The organism is Paraburkholderia sp. BL21I4N1, assembly GCF_002973525.1.
In the GTDB taxonomy this organism is placed as follows: Bacteria; Pseudomonadota; Gammaproteobacteria; order Burkholderiales; family Burkholderiaceae; genus Paraburkholderia.
Window position 1 is genome coordinate 134,915 of sequence record NZ_PVEN01000008.1, and the last position, 16,436, is coordinate 151,350.

Consider the following 16,436-nt stretch of genomic DNA (forward strand, 5'->3'; position numbering starts at 1 on the left):
CGCACGGAAAAAGTGTTGGAAATCAGATACAAAGCGGCGATTCGCGACGCTGGGTCACACGACCGTCAGCTTCCGGCGGGATAAAAAAAGGGAGTCAGCCCTCGCTGACTCCCTGAATTGCCACTTCTCGCGCTTTGCGCGCGCTGCTGCTGTTGCTGTTGCTGTTGCTACGGTTATTGCCGCCGTTGCTCCAATCCGTTGGCTTAACTCGCCACGCCCATCGCCGGATCGCTGATGCTGTCCTTGCCGGTTTCGACGCGGCCGGCAAAGCGGCGCGAGAAGCCGCCTGTCATTGTCAGCGTGAAGTCATACCAGCCGCCGGCGGCGCCGACGGACCAATACGGTTCGACCTGCATCCCCGCCGGCACCGCGTAGGTCCACGGACCGTCGCCGCGATACGCGTTCGACGTGACCGTCACGTTGGCGGCCGCGTTACCGACGTTCATGATCGTCAGATATACCGCGTTGTTATTCACGTCGTAGCACACCCGCACTTCGGGGTTCGGCCCGCTCGCGACGCTCGCCACATTGCCCTGGAACGCGCGATGAAAACCGTTCGGCCCGAGCACCCACAGGCTGTAATTGCCTTGATCGTCGGCGAGCGCGCTCCATGAATCCGACAGTTCCTTGCCGGCTTCGACGGTGTAGCGACGCGGCACGCGGTCGAGATGCAACTGGTCGTACACATGAAACACCGCGCCTACCGTGCCGGTATTGCTAAAGATCAGCCAGATCAGACCGTCCTGCGTATCGGCGTTGGCGCTCACATGCAGCAGATACGGCAACGCACGCGACGGCCGCGACATCAACGCCTGAGTCGGCATCTGCTGGCTCGCCGCCGCCGGCACCGGCACCGCGCCGAGCGCGCTCTGCTGCACGTTCTGTGCGTCGGCCTGGGCCTTGGTCGGCGCGGGCAGCGCCGCCACCGGCGCGTCGTTCGGATTGCGGAAATTGAACGCCGAGGTCAGGTCGCCGCACACCGCGCGCCGCCACGGACTGATGTTGGTTTCGGTCACCCCGAAGCGCTGTTCGAGAAAACGCAGCACCGAGGTATGGTCGAACACCTGCGAATTGACCCAGCCGCCGGTGCTCCACGGCGACACGACGAACATCGGGACGCGCGGCCCCGGCCCGAAGGTCTGGCCATCCGGCACGAGCGGCGACGAATCGCCGGGCGGGTTGGCTTTCGTGAAGTACTCGTATTGCGCATTCACCGTCGTTTTACCGGCAAAGGTGCCGTCGGCATTTTTGGTCGGCGCGTCCGGCGGCGGCATGTGATCGAAGAAGCAGTCGTTCTCGTCGTAATTGACGAACAGCACGGTCTTGCTCCACACGTCGGGGTTCGCGGTCAGCGTATCGAGCAGCAGTTGCAGGTAGTAGCCGCCCTGTCCCGGCGTCGATGCGCCCGGATGTTCGCAGTACGCCTGCGGCGACACGATCCAGCTCACCTGCGGCATCTGTCCCGCCGCGATGTCGTCTTTCAGCGACTGCAAGAAACCACCGTCGGGCATGGTGTTGCCAATGCCCTTGTAGAGCGGCGCCACCGCTTCGAGCGACTGCGTGTACGGCAGCAAGGGCGAGCCCGGCAGCGTCTCGTTGACCTTGCGATAGGTCGCGAAGCCGGCGAGCGAGTTGTCGGTGTAGTTGTCCGGCATGTTCTGGTAGACCTTCCAGCTCACGCCCGCCGCTTGCAGACGTTCGGGATACGTCGTCCACGTGAGGCCGGTCGCGGATGCGCCGAGGCCGTCCCAGCCGTCGTTGTTGACCACCGGATTGGAGCCCGCGCTCGCGCCGTTGGTCCCGGACCACAGGAAAATGCGGTTCGAGTTGGTGCCGCCGTGCAGCGAGCAGTGATAGGCGTCGCAGATCGTGAACGCATTCGCCAGCGCCACATGGAACGGCAGGTCGGACTGGTTCAGATAACCCATCGACACGTCGCCCTTGGCTTTCGGCCATTGCGTCATGCGGCCGCTGTCCCACGCCGCGTGCGCGTCGGTCCACGAATGCGGACCGCCCGCGAGCAGCGCATTGCCCTTGGTGCTGTCGAGATAGAACGGCAGCACGGTGCGCGTGCCGTCGTTCTGCTGGAACACGGTCGTGCCGCCGGGTTGCGGAATCGTGAAGCGGTCGCTAAAACCACGCACGCCCGGCAGCGTGCCAAAGTAGTGGTCGAACGAGCGGTTCTCCTGCATGAAGATCACGACGTGCTGCACGTCGTTGATGGTGCCGGTCGTGTTGTTGGCGGGAATCGCGAGCGCGCGGCGAATCGCGGGCGGAAACAGGCTCAGCGCGGCAGCGCCCGCGGCGCTGCGCAGGAAGGTACGGCGGTCCAATGAGGTCATATTGGGCGTGTTGGGCGGGTTCGGGTCGTCGTCGGAAGGGAGGCGCGCACGTGGGTCACGGCGCGCAGACGAGTTGCGTGTTCTGCAACGGCTGCACGGCGCTCGCGCCCAGCGCGGCGCAGGCGCCGGAAGCGGGCGCGGCGACGATCGGCACCGCCGCGCTCGCACCGCCCGCGCCGGCCGCCGCGTTGTTCGCGGCAGTGGCACCGCCGCTCGCGCCGCCCGAACTGCTACCGCCGTTCGAGCTGCCGTCACAGCCGGCCAGCGCGACGCAGCACAATGCGCCCAGGGCCGCGGCGGTCAGCAGGCCGCGCTGACGCGCCGGTGTCCGGCGTGTATGGACCGCGGACATCTCACAGACCGCCTGCGCGCCGCGCTTTTCGCGCAGCGGCTGCCCGTTCGGGAAAAAACGTGTCGGGTTCATCGCGAGACTCCGGTTAGTGCGTGAGCGTGGACAACGGCTGCCCCGAACCGAACACCGACTGCAGCTCGGTTTCGGTGACGACACGGGTCCACAGCGCGAGGTCGCTGAACGCCTGGACATCCGGCGGCGTGGCCGCACACTTGCCGACGGTGTACGGCGGCGTGTCGTTACAGGCGTTCATGTAGTAGTGGCCAGTGCCGTCCTCGTTCAACCCGAACACACCCAGACCCGGCAGCTTGGCGATGTTCACGCTCAAGGCCTGGCCCAGCACCTTCTGCTCGCCGAGCACCGGATCGAACACGTAGGCGTTGATCTTCTTCGCGGCGGTATCGATGGTGAGCGCGAGGTAGGTCCACTTGTTGGCACTGACGTTCAGGCTGTTGATGTCGTTACGCGTGCTGCCGTCGCCGAGATTGAAGCGGATGTTGCAGCTCGCGCTCGACCCCGGAAACAGCCCGATCGCGATACCCGCATTGCCGCCCGAGTAGTAGTTCTTGTTCGAGAAGATCGGCGTGCCGTTGCCCGTCAGATTCGCGCACGACGTATAGAACCAGAAGCCGATCGTGAATTGCGCGTGGGTCGTCACGTCGTTGGTCTGCGTCAGCTTGTAGCCGTCGAAACCGTTGGTATCGACCGTATGCGTGTCGATCTGCAGACCCTTGCCGCCGAACGGATCGGCGAACAGCGAGCCGCCGTCGGCGTCCGCGGCCCACGGGCCCATCGTGCTGGCGTTCAGACGATCGACCGGCGGCAGCGCGCCGAACGGGTAGTAGCTGCTCAGGCCGGTGGTCAACGTCGTCGCGAGCGGCGGCGGGGGCGGCGGAGGCGGCGGCGGTTGCACGTAGACGACCTGGGTGATCGTCGCGAGCGGCGCGCTGCCGGCCACGACCGTGTAGTTGAACGGATAGACGCCGGTCGCCGTCAGGCCGAGCTGGCTGTCGGTGTAGGTCGCCGTGCCGGCGGGCAGGCTGGCGATCTGCGTGCCGTTGCGCAGTACGCTGATCGCGCCGCTGGCCGGCGCGGTCCACGTCAGCACGAGGCTGGCGTTGTCGCTACCGGTCGTGCCGATCAGTTGCGACACCGGCGTCGCGCCGATCAGTTGACCGCCGTCGAGCGCATAGGTCGCGGCGGCCGGCAGCGCGCTCTGGTAAGCGAGCAGCGTCGGCGTGACGTCGGCGATGCTGGCGCGCGTATAGAGCGCGGCCATGGTCGACGGCGCAGTCGTGTTGCCGAGACGCGCATTCGGCGCCTGATTCAACGCGATGAAGCTGGTCGATTCGAGCGGCAGTGGCAAGCCGTCGGTGCCACCGGCCGCGTTCAGGCCGTGGCTGCTGGTCACCACGACCAGCCAGTTTTCATTGCTGCGCTTGGCCGTTTCGGCAACCAGCGTGCCGAGCGCGCTGTCCAGTTGCGTCAGCGTGCTCGCATAGTTCGTCGACGACAGGCCGGCGTTGAGCGCCGCGTCCTGCGCCGAGTGATATTGCGCGACCACCAGCGAATAGCCGTTGTCGATCATGCTCACGCCGTTCTGCGTGACGCAGGCGTCGACTGAGGCGCAATTCACCAGCGTGTTGAGATTGCCGGCGTTCTGATCCGGCGTCAGCAACGCGGCGAGACCGTTCGAATCGACGGCCGCGCCCATCGTGCCGAAGCCGGCCGTCTTGAGGAGCTGGAACACGGTACTGCTATGCGAGGCCTGGTTCGGCGCGTCGGAGTTGATCTGGTGACGATCGGCCCAGGTGCCCGTCAGGATGCTCGCCCAGCCGGGTGTGTCGAGGTTCGGTTGCTGCGAGAGCGTGCCGTTGACGCCGCCGCTGTAGGCGGGCGCCACGGTCAGCTTCGCGAGATTCGGCAAGGTGCCGCCGGCCATGCCCGCGCTCAACGCGTTGTAGGTCACGCCGTCCAGCTCGACCAGCAGCATTTTTTTCGCTGCGGGACCGGTGGCCGCAGGCGTGCTGGCCGGCGTGCCGGGTTGCGTGTTCGCCGCGCCGCTGCCCGAGGTGCCGCCGGAACCGCTGCCGCCCGCTTGCGACACGCCGCCGCAACCGCTCAAGCTCGCCGTAGCGCTGAACGCGCCGAGCAGCGCTAGTCCGCATGCCAATTGCACGACGGTGTGCCGTCTCATGTTCGTCCCCTCTCCGATGCCGATGTGCGCCGGACCATCCGGCGAATCGATGCAACGATAGGGACCGCGGGCGACGCGGGTATGTCGTTCTACGCAAGCTGGCCGATACCGTCATCAGCCATTTTGTGAGGGCCGCGTTCTTACGGGCGATACGTGGCGCCAGGTGTTCATTCCGGGTTCGCGAAGCGTGCTAGGCCGGGGCGTCGACGTTAGCCATGAACGACGTAATCAGCCGCGAGCCCGCACGCGCCTGCAAGTGGTACAGGTATTCCTGCAGGATCGGCGCGTCCGATTCGAGTGGAAGCTGGCGCAGATCAGGATGCGCCGGCGCTTCGCCGACGGGCATCAGCGTGCAGCCCATGTTGTGGCGGATCGCTTCGTAGATCGCTTCGCGGCTGCCGATCTCGATCAGCATCGCGGGCTCCAGACCGATGCGTTTAAGCGCGGTCTCGGTCGCCTCGCGGGTGCGCGAGCCGGGCTCGCGCAACAGCAGCGTATGCGCGGCGACGTCGGCGAGCCGCACCACTTTCTGCGCCGCCAGCGGATGCCGGCAATGCGCGACGACGACGAGCGGATCGTCGGCGATCGTACGGCGTGCGAAACGCGGATCGTCGACACGTTGCGACGACACCGCAAGATCGACGCGGAAATCGAGCAGCGCGTCGAGAATCTGTTGCGAGTTGCCGATCTCGATGTGAATCTTCACAGCCGGATACTGCCGATGAAACGCCGCAATCGCCGGCAAAATGTAGTACGGCCCCGTGGCACCGACCCGCAGATTGCCCGCCGCCAATTCGCGTTCGTTGCGCAGCGTGAAATCGATATCGCTTTCGGTTTGTTGCATCCGGTCGATCAGCGGCATCAGCGCCGCTCCCGCGTCGGTCAGATCGAAGCGGCTGCCGCGCCGATGGAAGAGCTCGACGCCGTACTGCTTTTCGAGTTGCTGGATGCGCGCGGTGATGGTCGGCTGACTGACTTCGAGGCGCTTTGCCGCAGCGGTAACGCTGCCCTGCCGGACGGTTTCGTAAAAGGCAACCAGAAGCGGTGCGAGCATGGAAGACCAAAGGGAAAACTTCCAATTTATTACCGCTACGTGGCAATTGCGTTACAAACGGCTTTTGTTTTTGTAAGAAAACTTATCGGCAACTCAGGCGCAGCCCGTAGTCTGCCGACGCATCAGCGGTCCACCAACCGGCTCAGGTTGCCGCGCACCCTTTGCAGCAGCGCGATCAACTGCCTTGCTTCGTCGTCGCTGAAACCGTCCAGCGCTTCGAGCGCCACTTCATCACCGACCTTGCGCGCCTTGCCGAGCGTGCGCTCGGCCTTCGGCGTCATGCCGACCTGGCGTTCGCGACGGTCCTGCGGATTGGCGGTCCGCTCGATCCAGCCGCCCTCTTCCATCCGGTCGAGCAAACGGCCCGCCGAGATCGGCGCGACTTCGAGCAGGTCCGCGAGGCGCGCCTGATTGATGTCGCCGTAATGCGCGAGGTAAGCCAGCACGCGGCACTGCGCACGGGTCAGATCGACGGATGACTTCGCGAGATCGTCGAAACGCTTGCCCGTCAGGCGGCCGACGTCGGAAATCAGAAAGCCGAAGCGCTCATCGAGTTGGGTTTTCATGCGCGGATTATACGAAGCCGCCGCGAATTCCGCGATTGAAGCCGCGCAATTCAGGCTCCGCATAACTCCCGATAGCGGTGCGCTTCCCAGCCGATATACTAAGCATGCTTACTATTCGGCCACGCCACTCATTCATGTCTTCCGACTCCCCGCCGGCCAGCGCCGCCGCGCCGCTCAACCGGCCGATGATCACGATCTCGATCATGCTGGCGACGCTGATTCAAACGCTCGACAGCACGATCGCCAACGTGGCGCTGCCGCATATGCAAGGTACGCTGTCCGCGTCGCAGGACGAGATCACGTGGGTCCTGACCTCGTACATTGTCGCCGCCGCGATCGCCACGCCGCTCACCGGCTGGCTGTCCGACCGGCTGAGCGTGAAGCGGCTGCTGATCGTCGCGATTGGCGGTTTCACGGTGTCGTCGGCGCTGTGCGGGTTGTCGGAAACGCTGACGCAGATCGTCGCGTCGCGTTTGTTACAGGGGGTGTTCGGCGCGTCGCTGGTGCCGCTGTCGCAATCCATCCTGCTCGACATCAATCCACGCGAGAAGCAAGGCCAGGCGATGGCGGTCTGGGGCATGGGCGTGATGGTCGGACCGATTCTCGGTCCGACGCTCGGCGGCTGGCTCACCGACAGCTACAACTGGCGCTGGGTGTTTTTCATCAACGTGCCGATCGGTGCGTTCGCGCTATTCGGCGTCGCGACCTTTCTGCCGACGCGCGCGCCGAAACCCGACGCGAAGTTCGACGCCTTCGGCTTCGCCACGCTCGGCCTCGCGATCGGCGCGTTGCAGGCCATGCTCGATCGCGGCGAGCAACTCGACTGGTTCGGCTCGCATGAGATCGTGATCGAGGCGTTGGTCGCCGCGATCGCCTTCGCGTTTTTTCTCGTGCATACGGCCACGGTCGGCAAGAAGTCGTTCTTCAAATACGAGTTGCTGAAAGACCCGAACTTCGCCACCGGCACGTTTTTCATCTTCGTGATCGGCGCGGTGATGTACGCCACGCGCGCGTTGCTGCCGCCCATGTTGCAGAACCTGATGAACTATCCGGTCGCGACCACTGGCCTCGTCACCGCACCGAGCGGCGCGGGCACGATGGTCGCCATGCTGTTCGCCGGGCGGCTATTGAAACGGATCGACGCGCGACTGCTGCTGCTCGCCGGCTTCCTGATCTCTGCTTTCGCCCTATGGCAGATGATGCATTACACGATCGTACTGTCGGAGTCGGACATCGTCTGGCCGGGGGTGATTCAGGGCTTCGGGCTCGGGCTGGTGTTCGTGCCGCTGAGCGCGCTGACCTTCTCGACGCTCACGCCCGAACTGCGCGCCGACGGCACCGCCACGTATAGCCTGATGCGCAATATCGGCAGCAGTATCGGCATTTCGATCGTGCAGACGCTGATGACGCGCAACACCCAGGTCTCGCACGCGGATCTCGCGGCCAACGTCACGCCATTCAATCCGGCGATGCAAACCATGCTGGCTAGCGGCTCGAATTACGACATGGCGGCATTGAACGTGTCGATCACGCAGCAGGCGTCGATGATCGCGTATCTGAACGACTTCAAGCTGATGTTCATGGCGACGCTGCTGGTGATTCCGCTGCTGTTGCTGATTCGGCCTTCGCGTAAGGCGCCGGATGCATCGGTCGCCCATGCGGCGATGGATTGAGCTTTGACGGCACGCCTCGGCGAGCCGACTAGTCCGAATGGACGATGTACGGCGCGCGGCGGCGACTTCAGAATGAAGCGGTCGCGAGCCACCCACGCCATCGTTATCGTCCATGAGTGCTGCCCCGAGCCCCTTCAGCCCGCTTCGCATCGGGCCTGTCACGCTGCGCAACCGCCTGATCAAATCGGCCACCAACGAAGGCATGACACCCGGCGGCGTGCCGTCGCGGATGCTCGTCCAGTTGCACGAACGCATCGCGGCAGGCGGCGCCGCGATGACGACCGTCGCCTATTGCGCGGTCAGTGCCGACGGCCGCACGTTCGTCGATCAGGCGCAGCTGAATCCCGCGACGGTCGCGCCGCTACGCGCGTTGACCGATGCGGTACATCGTCACGGCGCCGCGGCCTGCGCGCAGATCACGCACGGCGGCTGCTTCACGTTCTTGCCGGAGCTATCGACACGCCGGCCGCTTAGCGCATCGGGCGGTTTCAACAAAGTCGGCATGATGAGCGGCCGGTTTTTCAAACAGGCAATGACCGAACGCGACATGGACGCCTACGCGCAGCAATTCGCGCAGGCGGCACGGGTCGCGCGCGAAGCCGGTTTCGACGCGGTCGAGATCCATATGGGCCACGGTTATTTGCTAAGCCAGTTCCTGTCGCCGCTGTATAACCGTCGACGCGACGCATACGGCGGCTCGCCCGACGAGCGCGCCCGCCTTCCGCGCCAGGTGTTGCGCGCGGTGCTCGACGCGGTCGGCCGGCATATGGCGGTGTTGTGCAAGATCGGCGTGACCGAAGGCGTGAAAGGCGGCGGCACCGCCGACGACGCCGCCACGATCGCCCGCCTCCTCGAAGCGGACGGCGCGCACATGCTGGTGCTGAGCGGCGGCATGAATGTCGAATCGGTGTGGCAACTATTCGGCGGTCCGATGCCGGCCGAGGCGCGCGCTAACGTCTCGAACCCGATCGTGCGATGCGCGATGTCGCTGCAGAAACTGACCGAGCCGACATTCGACGGCTTCAGGGAGATGTACTTCCTCGAGCATTCGCGCAAGGTGCGCGAAGCGGTGCGCATGCCGTTGGCTTATCTCGGTGGCGTGCGTTCGCTGGCCAACGTCGAACTGGCGATGCGGGAAGGTTTCGACGCAGTTGCGATGGCGCGCGCGCTGGTGTTCGATCCGGGGTTCGTCGGGCAGTTGCAGTTGCAAGCAGTTGGATCGGCAGCGCAATCAGCAACGCAATCGGGCTGCACGTCGTGCAATCGCTGCGTGGTGATGATGTACACACCGGGCGGCACGTCATGCGCGCTACAACCGCCCAACGACGCGGCGTTGAACCGCATCGCAGCGGCTTAAACGCGCCCCTAGCCTTCGATCCGCCCTCTCGTCACACCCAGCAGACCCGCCATCGCCGCGCGCGCCGCCTTGGCATTGCGCGCGCGAATCGCCTCGAACACCGCCGTATGCTCGCCCAGCGACGCGTTGAACACGTCCGCGCGTTTCGCATTCAGCCGCAACTGCGCTTCCAACGTCCGCTCGATCAACGTGCCCAGCGGAATCAGCAATTCGTTGCTGCACGCGCTCAGCACGCTCAGGTGAAACTGCAGATCGGCCCGCACCCATTCATCGACATTGCGCGCCGCCGCCATCGCTCCATGCGCCGCTTCCAGCGTGTAGAACGTGTCTTCGGTATGCGAAGCCGCCGCCAGACCCGCGGCATACGGCTCTATCATCTCGCGCATTTCCTGCAGCTTGAGCGCGAACGCCATCGGCTCGGCGACGCGCGAATACCAGTCGAGCACATCCACATCGAGCAGATTCCACGCCTGTTTGGGCCGCACGCGTGTGCCCACCCGCGGCCGCGATTCGATCAACCCTTTCGACGTCAGCGTGCGCAACGCCTCGCGCAACACCGTGCGGCTCACGCCGAACGTCTCCATCAACTCCGCTTCGCGCGGCAGGATCGAATCGGGCGCGTAGTCGCCGCGCAGAATCGCGGTGGCCAGAAGATGGGCGACGCGCCCATGCAGATCGTGCTGAATAGCTTTCTCCCAGCGGCCTCGCGGCGCTATTGATATCGGAACTGAGGCAACCCAGGCCGGAACGAGCGCGATTATCGGGCATCTCAACCTGCAGACCAATGCTTCGGCAGCTTGCCCGCCGTGACCGCGATCCGATCACTATCTGGCGAATAGTACTATTAATAGTACTTAAACACACTTTGTTGTAGCATGTGAATCCTCGAAATGTTCGCAGGCGCCCAAGCCGCAAGGAGACACGCACCATGAAAATCACCAAGCTCGAAACCTTCATCGTCCCGCCGCGCTGGTGTTTCCTGAAGATCGAAACCGACGAGGGCATCGTCGGCTGGGGCGAGCCGGTGGTGGAAGGGCGCGCGCACACGGTCGCGGCGGCCGTGGAAGAACTGGCCGACTACCTGATCGGCAAAGACCCGCTGCTGATCGAAGACCATTGGCAGGTCATGTACCGCGCGGGCTTCTATCGCGGCGGCCCGATCACCATGAGCGCAATTGCCGGCGTCGACCAGGCGCTGTGGGACATCAAGGGCAAGCATCATGGCGTGCCGATTCATGCGCTGCTCGGCGGCCAGGTGCGCGACAAGATCAAGGTGTATTCGTGGATCGGCGGCGACCGTCCGAGCGACGTCGCGAATAATGCGCGCGCCGTGGTCGAACGCGGCTTCAAGGCGGTCAAGATGAACGGCTCGGAAGAGCTGCAGATCATCGACACCTTCGACAAGGTGCAGGGCGTGATCAACAACGTAGCGGCGGTGCGCGAGGCGGTCGGACCGAACATCGGCATCGGCGTGGATTTCCACGGCCGCGTGCACAAGCCGATGGCGAAGGTGCTGGCGAAAGAACTCGACCCGTACAAACTGCTCTTCATCGAAGAACCGGTGTTGTCGGAAAACGCCGAGGCGCTGCGCGACATCGTCAACCAGACCAACACGCCGATCGCGCTCGGCGAACGCCTGTATTCGCGCTGGGACTTCAAGCACATTCTGTCGGGCGGCTACGTCGACATCATTCAGCCGGACGCGTCGCACGCGGGCGGGATCACCGAGTGCCGCAAGATTGCGTCGATGGCCGAAGCGTACGACGTCGCGCTCGCGCTGCATTGCCCGCTCGGCCCGATCGCGCTGGCCACCTGCCTGCAGATCGACGCGGTGAGCTACAACGCGTTCATCCAGGAACAGAGCCTGGGGATTCACTACAACCAGGGCAACGACCTGCTCGACTACATCAAGAATCCGGAAGTCTTCAAGTACGAAGACGGCTTCGTGTCGATTCCGCAGGGCCCGGGTCTGGGCATCGAGGTCAACGAAGAGAAGGTGCGCGAGATGGCGAAGGTCGGCCACCGCTGGCGCAATCCGGTGTGGCGCCACGAGGACGGCAGCGTCGCCGAGTGGTAAATGCATCGATGAACGCCGCCCGAGGGCGGCGTTTTGCTTTGCGCTTTCGCTTTCACTTTCGGACCACGAAAAAAACCAACCCGAGGACACCCTCAGTGGAGACAACCCACATCCAGTCGCGAGCAACCGGCAAACGCCACCGCCTGCTCGCGATGCTGTTCATCACCGTGGTCATCACGTATCTCGACCGCAGCAATCTGTCGATCGCCGCCACTGCCATCGCTCAGGATCTGCAACTGGATCCGGCGCAAATGGGGCTGGTGTTTTCCGCGTTCGGCTGGTCGTACGCGCTGCTGCAGATTCCGGGCGGCATGCTGGTGGACCGCACGCGGCCGCGCCTGCTGCTGGCGCTCGTTATCGGCCTGTGGTCGCTCGCGACGATCCTGCAAGGCTTCGCCAGCGCGTTCGCGGTACTGCTCTCGCTGCGTGTGCTGCTCGGCGCGCTGGAGGCGCCGGCCTATCCGACGCTCAACCGGGTCGTCACGACCTGGTTTCCCGACAACGAACGGGCCCGCGCGATCGCCAGCTACACGTCGGGTCAGTACGTCGGTCTCGCGTTCCTGACGCCCGCGCTCGTGCTCACGCAGCAGCATTTCGGCTGGCAGGGCGTGTTCTTTCTGACCGGCGCGGTCGGCGTGCTGTGGGGATTGGTGTGGTACGCGTCGTATCGCGAACCGTCGGAAGCAACGGATATCAACGAAGCCGAACTCGAGACGATCCGCGCGGGCGGCGGACTCGTCGATCTGGGTCGATCCGACGAATCGAGCGGCTCGGCGAAACCGCGCCGCACCCGTTACGGCGCCGCCGACTGGCGCGCCGTGCTCGGCAACCGCAAGCTGTGGGGCGTGTATATCGGACAGATCGCGGTGACCTCGACGCTGTGGTTCTTCCTCACCTGGTTCCCCACTTACCTCGTCAAATACCGGCACATGGACTTCCTGAAAGCCGGCTTCATGGCGGCCGTGCCGTTTCTCGCCGCGTTCGTCGGCATTCTGGCTTCGGGGTTGCTATCGGACTGGATGATACGGCGCGGCGTGTCGGTCACCGTGGCGCGTAAGGCGCCGATCGTGACGGGGTTGCTGCTGTCCACGGCGATCGTCGGCGCGAACTATGTCGAGACGCCGGCCATGGTCATTCTGTTCATGGCGATCGCGTTTTTCGGCAGCGGTTTTTCGTCGATCACGTGGGTGCTGGTGTCGTCGATGGCGAAGAAGGAATTGCTCGGTCTCACCGGCGGCATGTTCAACCTGATGGGCAATCTGTCGTCGATCTGCGTGCCGGTGGTGATCGGTTTTATCGTCAGGAACAACGATTTCAAACCGGCGCTGGTGTTCATGAGCGCTGTCGGCGTGGTCGGCGCGCTGTCCTATCTGTTCCTCGTCGGGAAGATCGAACGGATTCGATGAAGCTTCGTCAATGCTTCGCTCAAACCGCTTGCCCGCGCGTTACGGTGACGTGACGCGCGGGCCGTCGCAGTAACGTAACACTCCGGACCAAACCGGCTCGAACAGGCGTTTACGGGCTCGCCCAAGGCTCCTGCCGTTTCCGCGCAAAGCCTTATCCATCAAGGCTTACCAGCAGATTGTTCGGCATCAGACATACACATGGCCCGGTCCTTGCTCAAATGCATGCAAACACCACATGCATCGGGGACCATCATGGGCGAATTCCTTCCTGACTATCTGATCCGCGAACAGGCCGCCGTCGGCGCACTGGTCATGTTCGGCGTACTGCGCATCGTCGGCGCGGCGCTCGCATTCGAACGCGGCTGGCGCATCTCGGTGATCGAGAAATGCTTCATCGGCGCGGCGGTGATCTATTGCCTGCCCCAGCTGTTCGATCTGCTGACGCACCTGTACGGCTCGCGCACCGCGGGCGCCGAACTCGAAGGCAAGGCCGCCGGCTGCGCGATCGCGTTGTTCTGCGCGCCGATCCTCGGCCACCGGCTCGGCTTCGAGTAAGCGGACTCGTTCGACGGGAGCCCACCATGCGATTGACAAGGCGACGCGCGACATCCGCGTATCGCGCGGGCGAGGTACTGAGGCTGAAGTCAGGCGGGCGTCCGATGACAGCCATCTGGAACGGCCCCGTGCTGTTCGCACCGGGCAACTGGCTGATCTGCCAGTGGTTCAGCGACGCGGGCGAGCTACAGCAGGAGATGTTTCCCGAGGAGACCCTGGAGCGGGCGAGTCATGCGCTCGCCGCCTAAAGAGCAGTAACGGATGTGCTGGCCACCGCCAGGCGACCGTGTGTCTTGCGCCGCACGCTTTTGCCGTGCGGCGCTTTTTTTATCTGCTTCGTGAGCGTTATCTGGCGGATGGGTGTTGCAGAAGTGGCGCAAGACGGACACGGTCGACGCGTGAGCCAGCGCGGCCCACGCGCACCGCTCAACCCAACGCCGCGAACGCCGGCACGCTATGCGACAGCGCGGCCGCCGCGACGAACACGCCGATCATCGCCAGCGCTTCCAGATAGAGCACGTTGACGAAGGTATGCGCGTCCATCGTCGACGCCGTGCGGCGCAGGCGCGGCAACGCCAAGAAACGGTTGAGCCCGCCGAGCACGAGCGCCATCCCGACCAGCGCGAGCTTGAGCATCAGCACATGGCCCCACGTGCTCAGTTCGATGGCTTCGAACGAACCGCCCGAGCCGCGTACCGCGTTGAAAACACCCGACAGCAGCACCAGCGCGACCGCCACTACCGACACGTTCGACACTTGCGTCGCCGTGCGGATCAGCATGCCGCGCGCGGTCGACGTGCCGAGCGCCGGCAGCACCGAGAGTCCAGCCGCCATCGCGAGTCCGCCCCACACGCCGGTCACCAGCACGTGCAGCGTCTGCATGCCGATCGCCGCCGACGCCACTCCGGCATCGGCCGCATGACCGAGCGACGCCTTGCCGGCCGCGACCGCGATTACCGCGAGCCACAGCAGCGCATTGCGCACCATGCCGGCATGAGTCGTCATGGCCGTGCCGAGCAACACCAGCGCACCCGCGAACGCCACGCTCCAGCCGTAGCCGACGTGGGTTTGCGTCAGCACGGTCGGCACCACGCCGATGGCCGCCGGCAACGCGACGCCACTCATCGACGCCGCCTGGTACAGCAGCCAGCCGAGGTCGGCGAGCACCAGCACGACGGTGGCGGTCAGCATCGAGCGTTGCGCGCGCAACCAGGCCGGACGAGCCGGCGAGATCTTGGTCTGCGCGTCTTTGGCGAGCCACGCGCCGAGCAGCGCCGAACCGACGGCAAACGCAAACGCGACGTTCATGAGCGCGGCCATGGCGACCTGCCCGATCCACAATCCGTCGAAGCTCATTGGACGATAAACGCGAAGGTGCCCTGGGTCCGATGGCCGTCCGTGGCCACCGCCGTCCAATGCACCGCGTAGCGGCCCGCGCTCAATGGCGGCAGCGGCAGATGCATGACTTTGGCGTCGTCCTTATCGACCAGCGAGGGCGCCGAGGCCGCCGGCAGCGCGGCCTTGCCGCTCGCGTCGGCCAGTTCGATCCGGCTGAACGCGGGCTCGAGCGGCTCGGTGAAATGGAGGGTCACTTCGGCGGGCGCGGCGACCGCGGCGTTCGCCGCCGGCTCGCTCGACACCAGATGCGCATGTGCGAACGCGGTCGACGCCGTGGACGCGCCAAGCAGCGCCGCGACGCCGAGCGCCAACGCACGCGACGTCGTACGGGAAAATTTGAATAGCTTCATGTAAGGCCGATAGCGGATGATCAGGAAAACGGTGGACGTCGAACCGGGTCACGTCCGGGCCGGACAGCGGCCGGCGAGCCCGGAAGTGTACGCTTCGATGGCCGATGCGCGCGTCGGTTCCACCGGGTTTGTTTTCGGCGGCGCCAAGGACGCGATCCCGGCGCCTGGCCGCAAGCGTCGGACGTCGAATCGCCGGCAGGCAACACGACACAGACGCCGCGTCAAACTGTCGCATCGCGGTGACACACGGAACCTTCTCTAATGTGCCAAATAGTCAGCATCAGCCTTCGATGATAGAATGCTGCGTCGCCGCAGCGCCGGCTGCCCTTCACACCGAGCCGCTCGAAGTTCGGTCAGGTCCCCGATATTGATGGAGTTACGCGTGTCTTCAAGACGCCTTTTCCGCCCGTTGCTCGCCCTTCTGCTGATCGGCTCCGCGGGTGTCTATAGCGCTGCGAAAGCGCAGACTCAACCGAAGGCCCCCGACACGATGGAAGCGCGCGTGCAAGGGTGCACGGCGTGTCACGGCACCCACGGCCAGGGTACGGACAACGACTACTTCCCCCGTCTCGCGGGCAAGCCGGCCGACTATCTGTACAACCAGCTCCAGAATTTCCGCGAAGGGCGCCGCAAGTACCCGCCCATGAACTACCTCGTCACGTATCTCTCCGACGACTACCTTCATCAGATCGCGACTTATTTCTCGCAACAGCGTCCGCCGTATCCGGCGCCGGCCAAGCCGACGGTGTCGCAAACCACGCTCGCGCGCGGCCAGCAGATCGTGCTGAACGGCGACACCACGAAACAGATTCCGGCTTGCGCGGCCTGCCACGGCAAGGGCTTGACCGGTATGGAACCGGCGATCCCGGGTCTGGTCGGCTTGCACGCCGATTACATCAGCGCGCAGCTCGGCGCCTGGCGCTCGGGTTCGCGTCACGCGATCGCGCCTGATTGCATGCATACCATCGCCACGCGCCTCACCGACGAAGATGTGAACGCCGTCGCTTCGTGGCTTGCCACGCAGAAGGCTCCGCAAAACCCCGTGCCGGCTCCGGCCCGCTCGATGAAGACTCCGCTTGCCTGCGGCAGCGAACCGCAATAAGGCACCG

Annotated in this window: 15 protein-coding genes; 7 read left to right on the plus strand and 8 right to left on the minus strand. The window is 64.8% G+C overall.

Annotation, left to right across the window (positions count from 1 at the left end; translation table 11 throughout):
* Positions 1–203: 203 nt before the first annotated feature.
* The 5 genes from B0G83_RS21225 to B0G83_RS21245 form a co-directional block, all read right to left on the minus strand.
* Positions 204–2,342, minus strand: a complete 2,139-nt coding sequence (locus B0G83_RS21225; RefSeq protein WP_105509377.1) for a phosphocholine-specific phospholipase C — start codon at positions 2,340–2,342, stop codon at positions 204–206.
* 55 nt (positions 2,343–2,397) lie between these two features.
* On the minus strand, positions 2,398–2,766 hold the full coding sequence (locus B0G83_RS21230; RefSeq protein WP_258168041.1) for a hypothetical protein: 369 nt from the start codon (positions 2,764–2,766) through the stop codon (positions 2,398–2,400).
* A gap of 13 nt (positions 2,767–2,779) precedes the next feature.
* Complete coding sequence (locus tag B0G83_RS21235; RefSeq protein WP_105509378.1) at positions 2,780–4,891, minus strand: alkaline phosphatase family protein; 2,112 nt, start codon at positions 4,889–4,891, stop codon at positions 2,780–2,782.
* Positions 4,892–5,081: 190 nt separating this feature from the next.
* Positions 5,082–5,945: a LysR substrate-binding domain-containing protein gene (locus tag B0G83_RS21240; protein WP_105509379.1), complete on the minus strand. Its 864-nt coding sequence runs from the start codon at positions 5,943–5,945 to the stop codon at positions 5,082–5,084.
* 122 nt (positions 5,946–6,067) lie between these two features.
* A complete protein-coding gene (locus tag B0G83_RS21245) occupies positions 6,068–6,511 on the minus strand; it encodes a MarR family winged helix-turn-helix transcriptional regulator (RefSeq protein ID WP_105509550.1) in 444 nt (147 codons plus the stop codon).
* Between the two features lie 134 nt (positions 6,512–6,645).
* Here B0G83_RS21245 and B0G83_RS21250 point away from each other — a divergent pair, with 134 nt between their 5' ends.
* Together B0G83_RS21250 and B0G83_RS21255 are read left to right on the plus strand one after the other, a co-directional pair.
* Complete coding sequence (locus B0G83_RS21250; protein ID WP_105509380.1) at positions 6,646–8,184, plus strand: DHA2 family efflux MFS transporter permease subunit; 1,539 nt, start codon at positions 6,646–6,648, stop codon at positions 8,182–8,184.
* 112 nt (positions 8,185–8,296) lie between these two features.
* Positions 8,297–9,541 carry an NADH:flavin oxidoreductase gene (locus B0G83_RS21255; RefSeq protein ID WP_105509381.1) on the plus strand — a complete coding sequence of 415 codons (1,245 nt, stop codon included), beginning with the start codon at positions 8,297–8,299 and terminating at the stop codon, positions 9,539–9,541.
* 8 nt (positions 9,542–9,549) lie between these two features.
* On the opposite strand, the gene B0G83_RS21260 is transcribed toward B0G83_RS21255, so the two are convergent.
* Positions 9,550–10,263: a FadR/GntR family transcriptional regulator gene (locus B0G83_RS21260; protein WP_105509551.1), complete on the minus strand. Its 714-nt coding sequence runs from the start codon at positions 10,261–10,263 to the stop codon at positions 9,550–9,552.
* Between the two features lie 206 nt (positions 10,264–10,469).
* Here B0G83_RS21260 and dgoD point away from each other — a divergent pair, with 206 nt between their 5' ends.
* From dgoD to B0G83_RS21280, 4 genes are all read left to right on the plus strand, one after another.
* Complete coding sequence (gene dgoD / locus B0G83_RS21265) at positions 10,470–11,618, plus strand: galactonate dehydratase (protein ID WP_035548440.1); 1,149 nt, start codon at positions 10,470–10,472, stop codon at positions 11,616–11,618.
* Between the two features lie 152 nt (positions 11,619–11,770).
* The gene (locus B0G83_RS21270; RefSeq protein ID WP_258168103.1) at positions 11,771–13,024 is read left to right on the plus strand and encodes an MFS transporter; all 1,254 of its coding nucleotides are present in this window, start codon (positions 11,771–11,773) and stop codon (positions 13,022–13,024) included.
* 252 nt (positions 13,025–13,276) lie between these two features.
* Positions 13,277–13,579, plus strand: a complete 303-nt coding sequence (locus B0G83_RS21275; RefSeq protein WP_105509383.1) for a hypothetical protein — start codon at positions 13,277–13,279, stop codon at positions 13,577–13,579.
* 26 nt (positions 13,580–13,605) lie between these two features.
* On the plus strand, positions 13,606–13,827 hold the full coding sequence (locus B0G83_RS21280; RefSeq protein ID WP_105509384.1) for a YodC family protein: 222 nt from the start codon (positions 13,606–13,608) through the stop codon (positions 13,825–13,827).
* A 178-nt stretch (positions 13,828–14,005) separates the two neighbouring features.
* Here B0G83_RS21280 and B0G83_RS21285 read toward each other — a convergent pair whose 3' ends face one another.
* Together B0G83_RS21285 and copC are read right to left on the minus strand one after the other, a co-directional pair.
* The gene (locus tag B0G83_RS21285) at positions 14,006–14,935 is read right to left on the minus strand and encodes a CopD family protein (RefSeq protein WP_105509385.1); all 930 of its coding nucleotides are present in this window, start codon (positions 14,933–14,935) and stop codon (positions 14,006–14,008) included.
* The gene (copC, locus tag B0G83_RS21290) at positions 14,932–15,327 is read right to left on the minus strand and encodes a copper homeostasis periplasmic binding protein CopC (RefSeq protein WP_105509386.1); all 396 of its coding nucleotides are present in this window, start codon (positions 15,325–15,327) and stop codon (positions 14,932–14,934) included. Before copC ends, B0G83_RS21285 begins: the two co-directional genes overlap by 4 nt.
* 370 nt (positions 15,328–15,697) lie before the next feature.
* Between copC and B0G83_RS21300 the strand changes: the two genes are divergently transcribed.
* Positions 15,698–16,429, plus strand: coding sequence for a c-type cytochrome (locus B0G83_RS21300; RefSeq protein WP_105509388.1), 732 nt, complete (start codon positions 15,698–15,700; stop codon positions 16,427–16,429).
* The last annotated feature ends 7 nt before the right edge of the window (positions 16,430–16,436 follow it).

What these genes read in the sequence shown, in the direction of transcription:
- B0G83_RS21225 (WP_105509377.1), bottom strand. Translation starts at nt 2,342, where the DNA reads ATGACCTCATTGGACCGCCGTACCTTCCTGCGCAGCGCCGCGGGCGCT.
- B0G83_RS21230 (WP_258168041.1), bottom strand. Translation starts at nt 2,766, where the DNA reads ATGAACCCGACACGTTTTTTCCCGAACGGGCAGCCGCTGCGCGAAAAG.
- B0G83_RS21235 (WP_105509378.1), bottom strand. Translation starts at nt 4,891, where the DNA reads ATGAGACGGCACACCGTCGTGCAATTGGCATGCGGACTAGCGCTGCTC.
- B0G83_RS21240 (WP_105509379.1), bottom strand. Translation starts at nt 5,945, where the DNA reads ATGCTCGCACCGCTTCTGGTTGCCTTTTACGAAACCGTCCGGCAGGGC.
- B0G83_RS21245 (WP_105509550.1), bottom strand. Translation starts at nt 6,511, where the DNA reads ATGAAAACCCAACTCGATGAGCGCTTCGGCTTTCTGATTTCCGACGTC.
- B0G83_RS21250 (WP_105509380.1), top strand. Translation starts at nt 6,646, where the DNA reads ATGTCTTCCGACTCCCCGCCGGCCAGCGCCGCCGCGCCGCTCAACCGG.
- B0G83_RS21255 (WP_105509381.1), top strand. Translation starts at nt 8,297, where the DNA reads ATGAGTGCTGCCCCGAGCCCCTTCAGCCCGCTTCGCATCGGGCCTGTC.
- dgoD (WP_035548440.1), top strand. Translation starts at nt 10,470, where the DNA reads ATGAAAATCACCAAGCTCGAAACCTTCATCGTCCCGCCGCGCTGGTGT.
- B0G83_RS21270 (WP_258168103.1), top strand. Translation starts at nt 11,771, where the DNA reads ATGCTGTTCATCACCGTGGTCATCACGTATCTCGACCGCAGCAATCTG.
- B0G83_RS21275 (WP_105509383.1), top strand. Translation starts at nt 13,277, where the DNA reads ATGGGCGAATTCCTTCCTGACTATCTGATCCGCGAACAGGCCGCCGTC.
- B0G83_RS21280 (WP_105509384.1), top strand. Translation starts at nt 13,606, where the DNA reads ATGCGATTGACAAGGCGACGCGCGACATCCGCGTATCGCGCGGGCGAG.
- B0G83_RS21285 (WP_105509385.1), bottom strand. Translation starts at nt 14,935, where the DNA reads ATGAGCTTCGACGGATTGTGGATCGGGCAGGTCGCCATGGCCGCGCTC.
- copC (WP_105509386.1), bottom strand. Translation starts at nt 15,327, where the DNA reads ATGAAGCTATTCAAATTTTCCCGTACGACGTCGCGTGCGTTGGCGCTC.
- B0G83_RS21300 (WP_105509388.1), top strand. Translation starts at nt 15,698, where the DNA reads ATGGAGTTACGCGTGTCTTCAAGACGCCTTTTCCGCCCGTTGCTCGCC.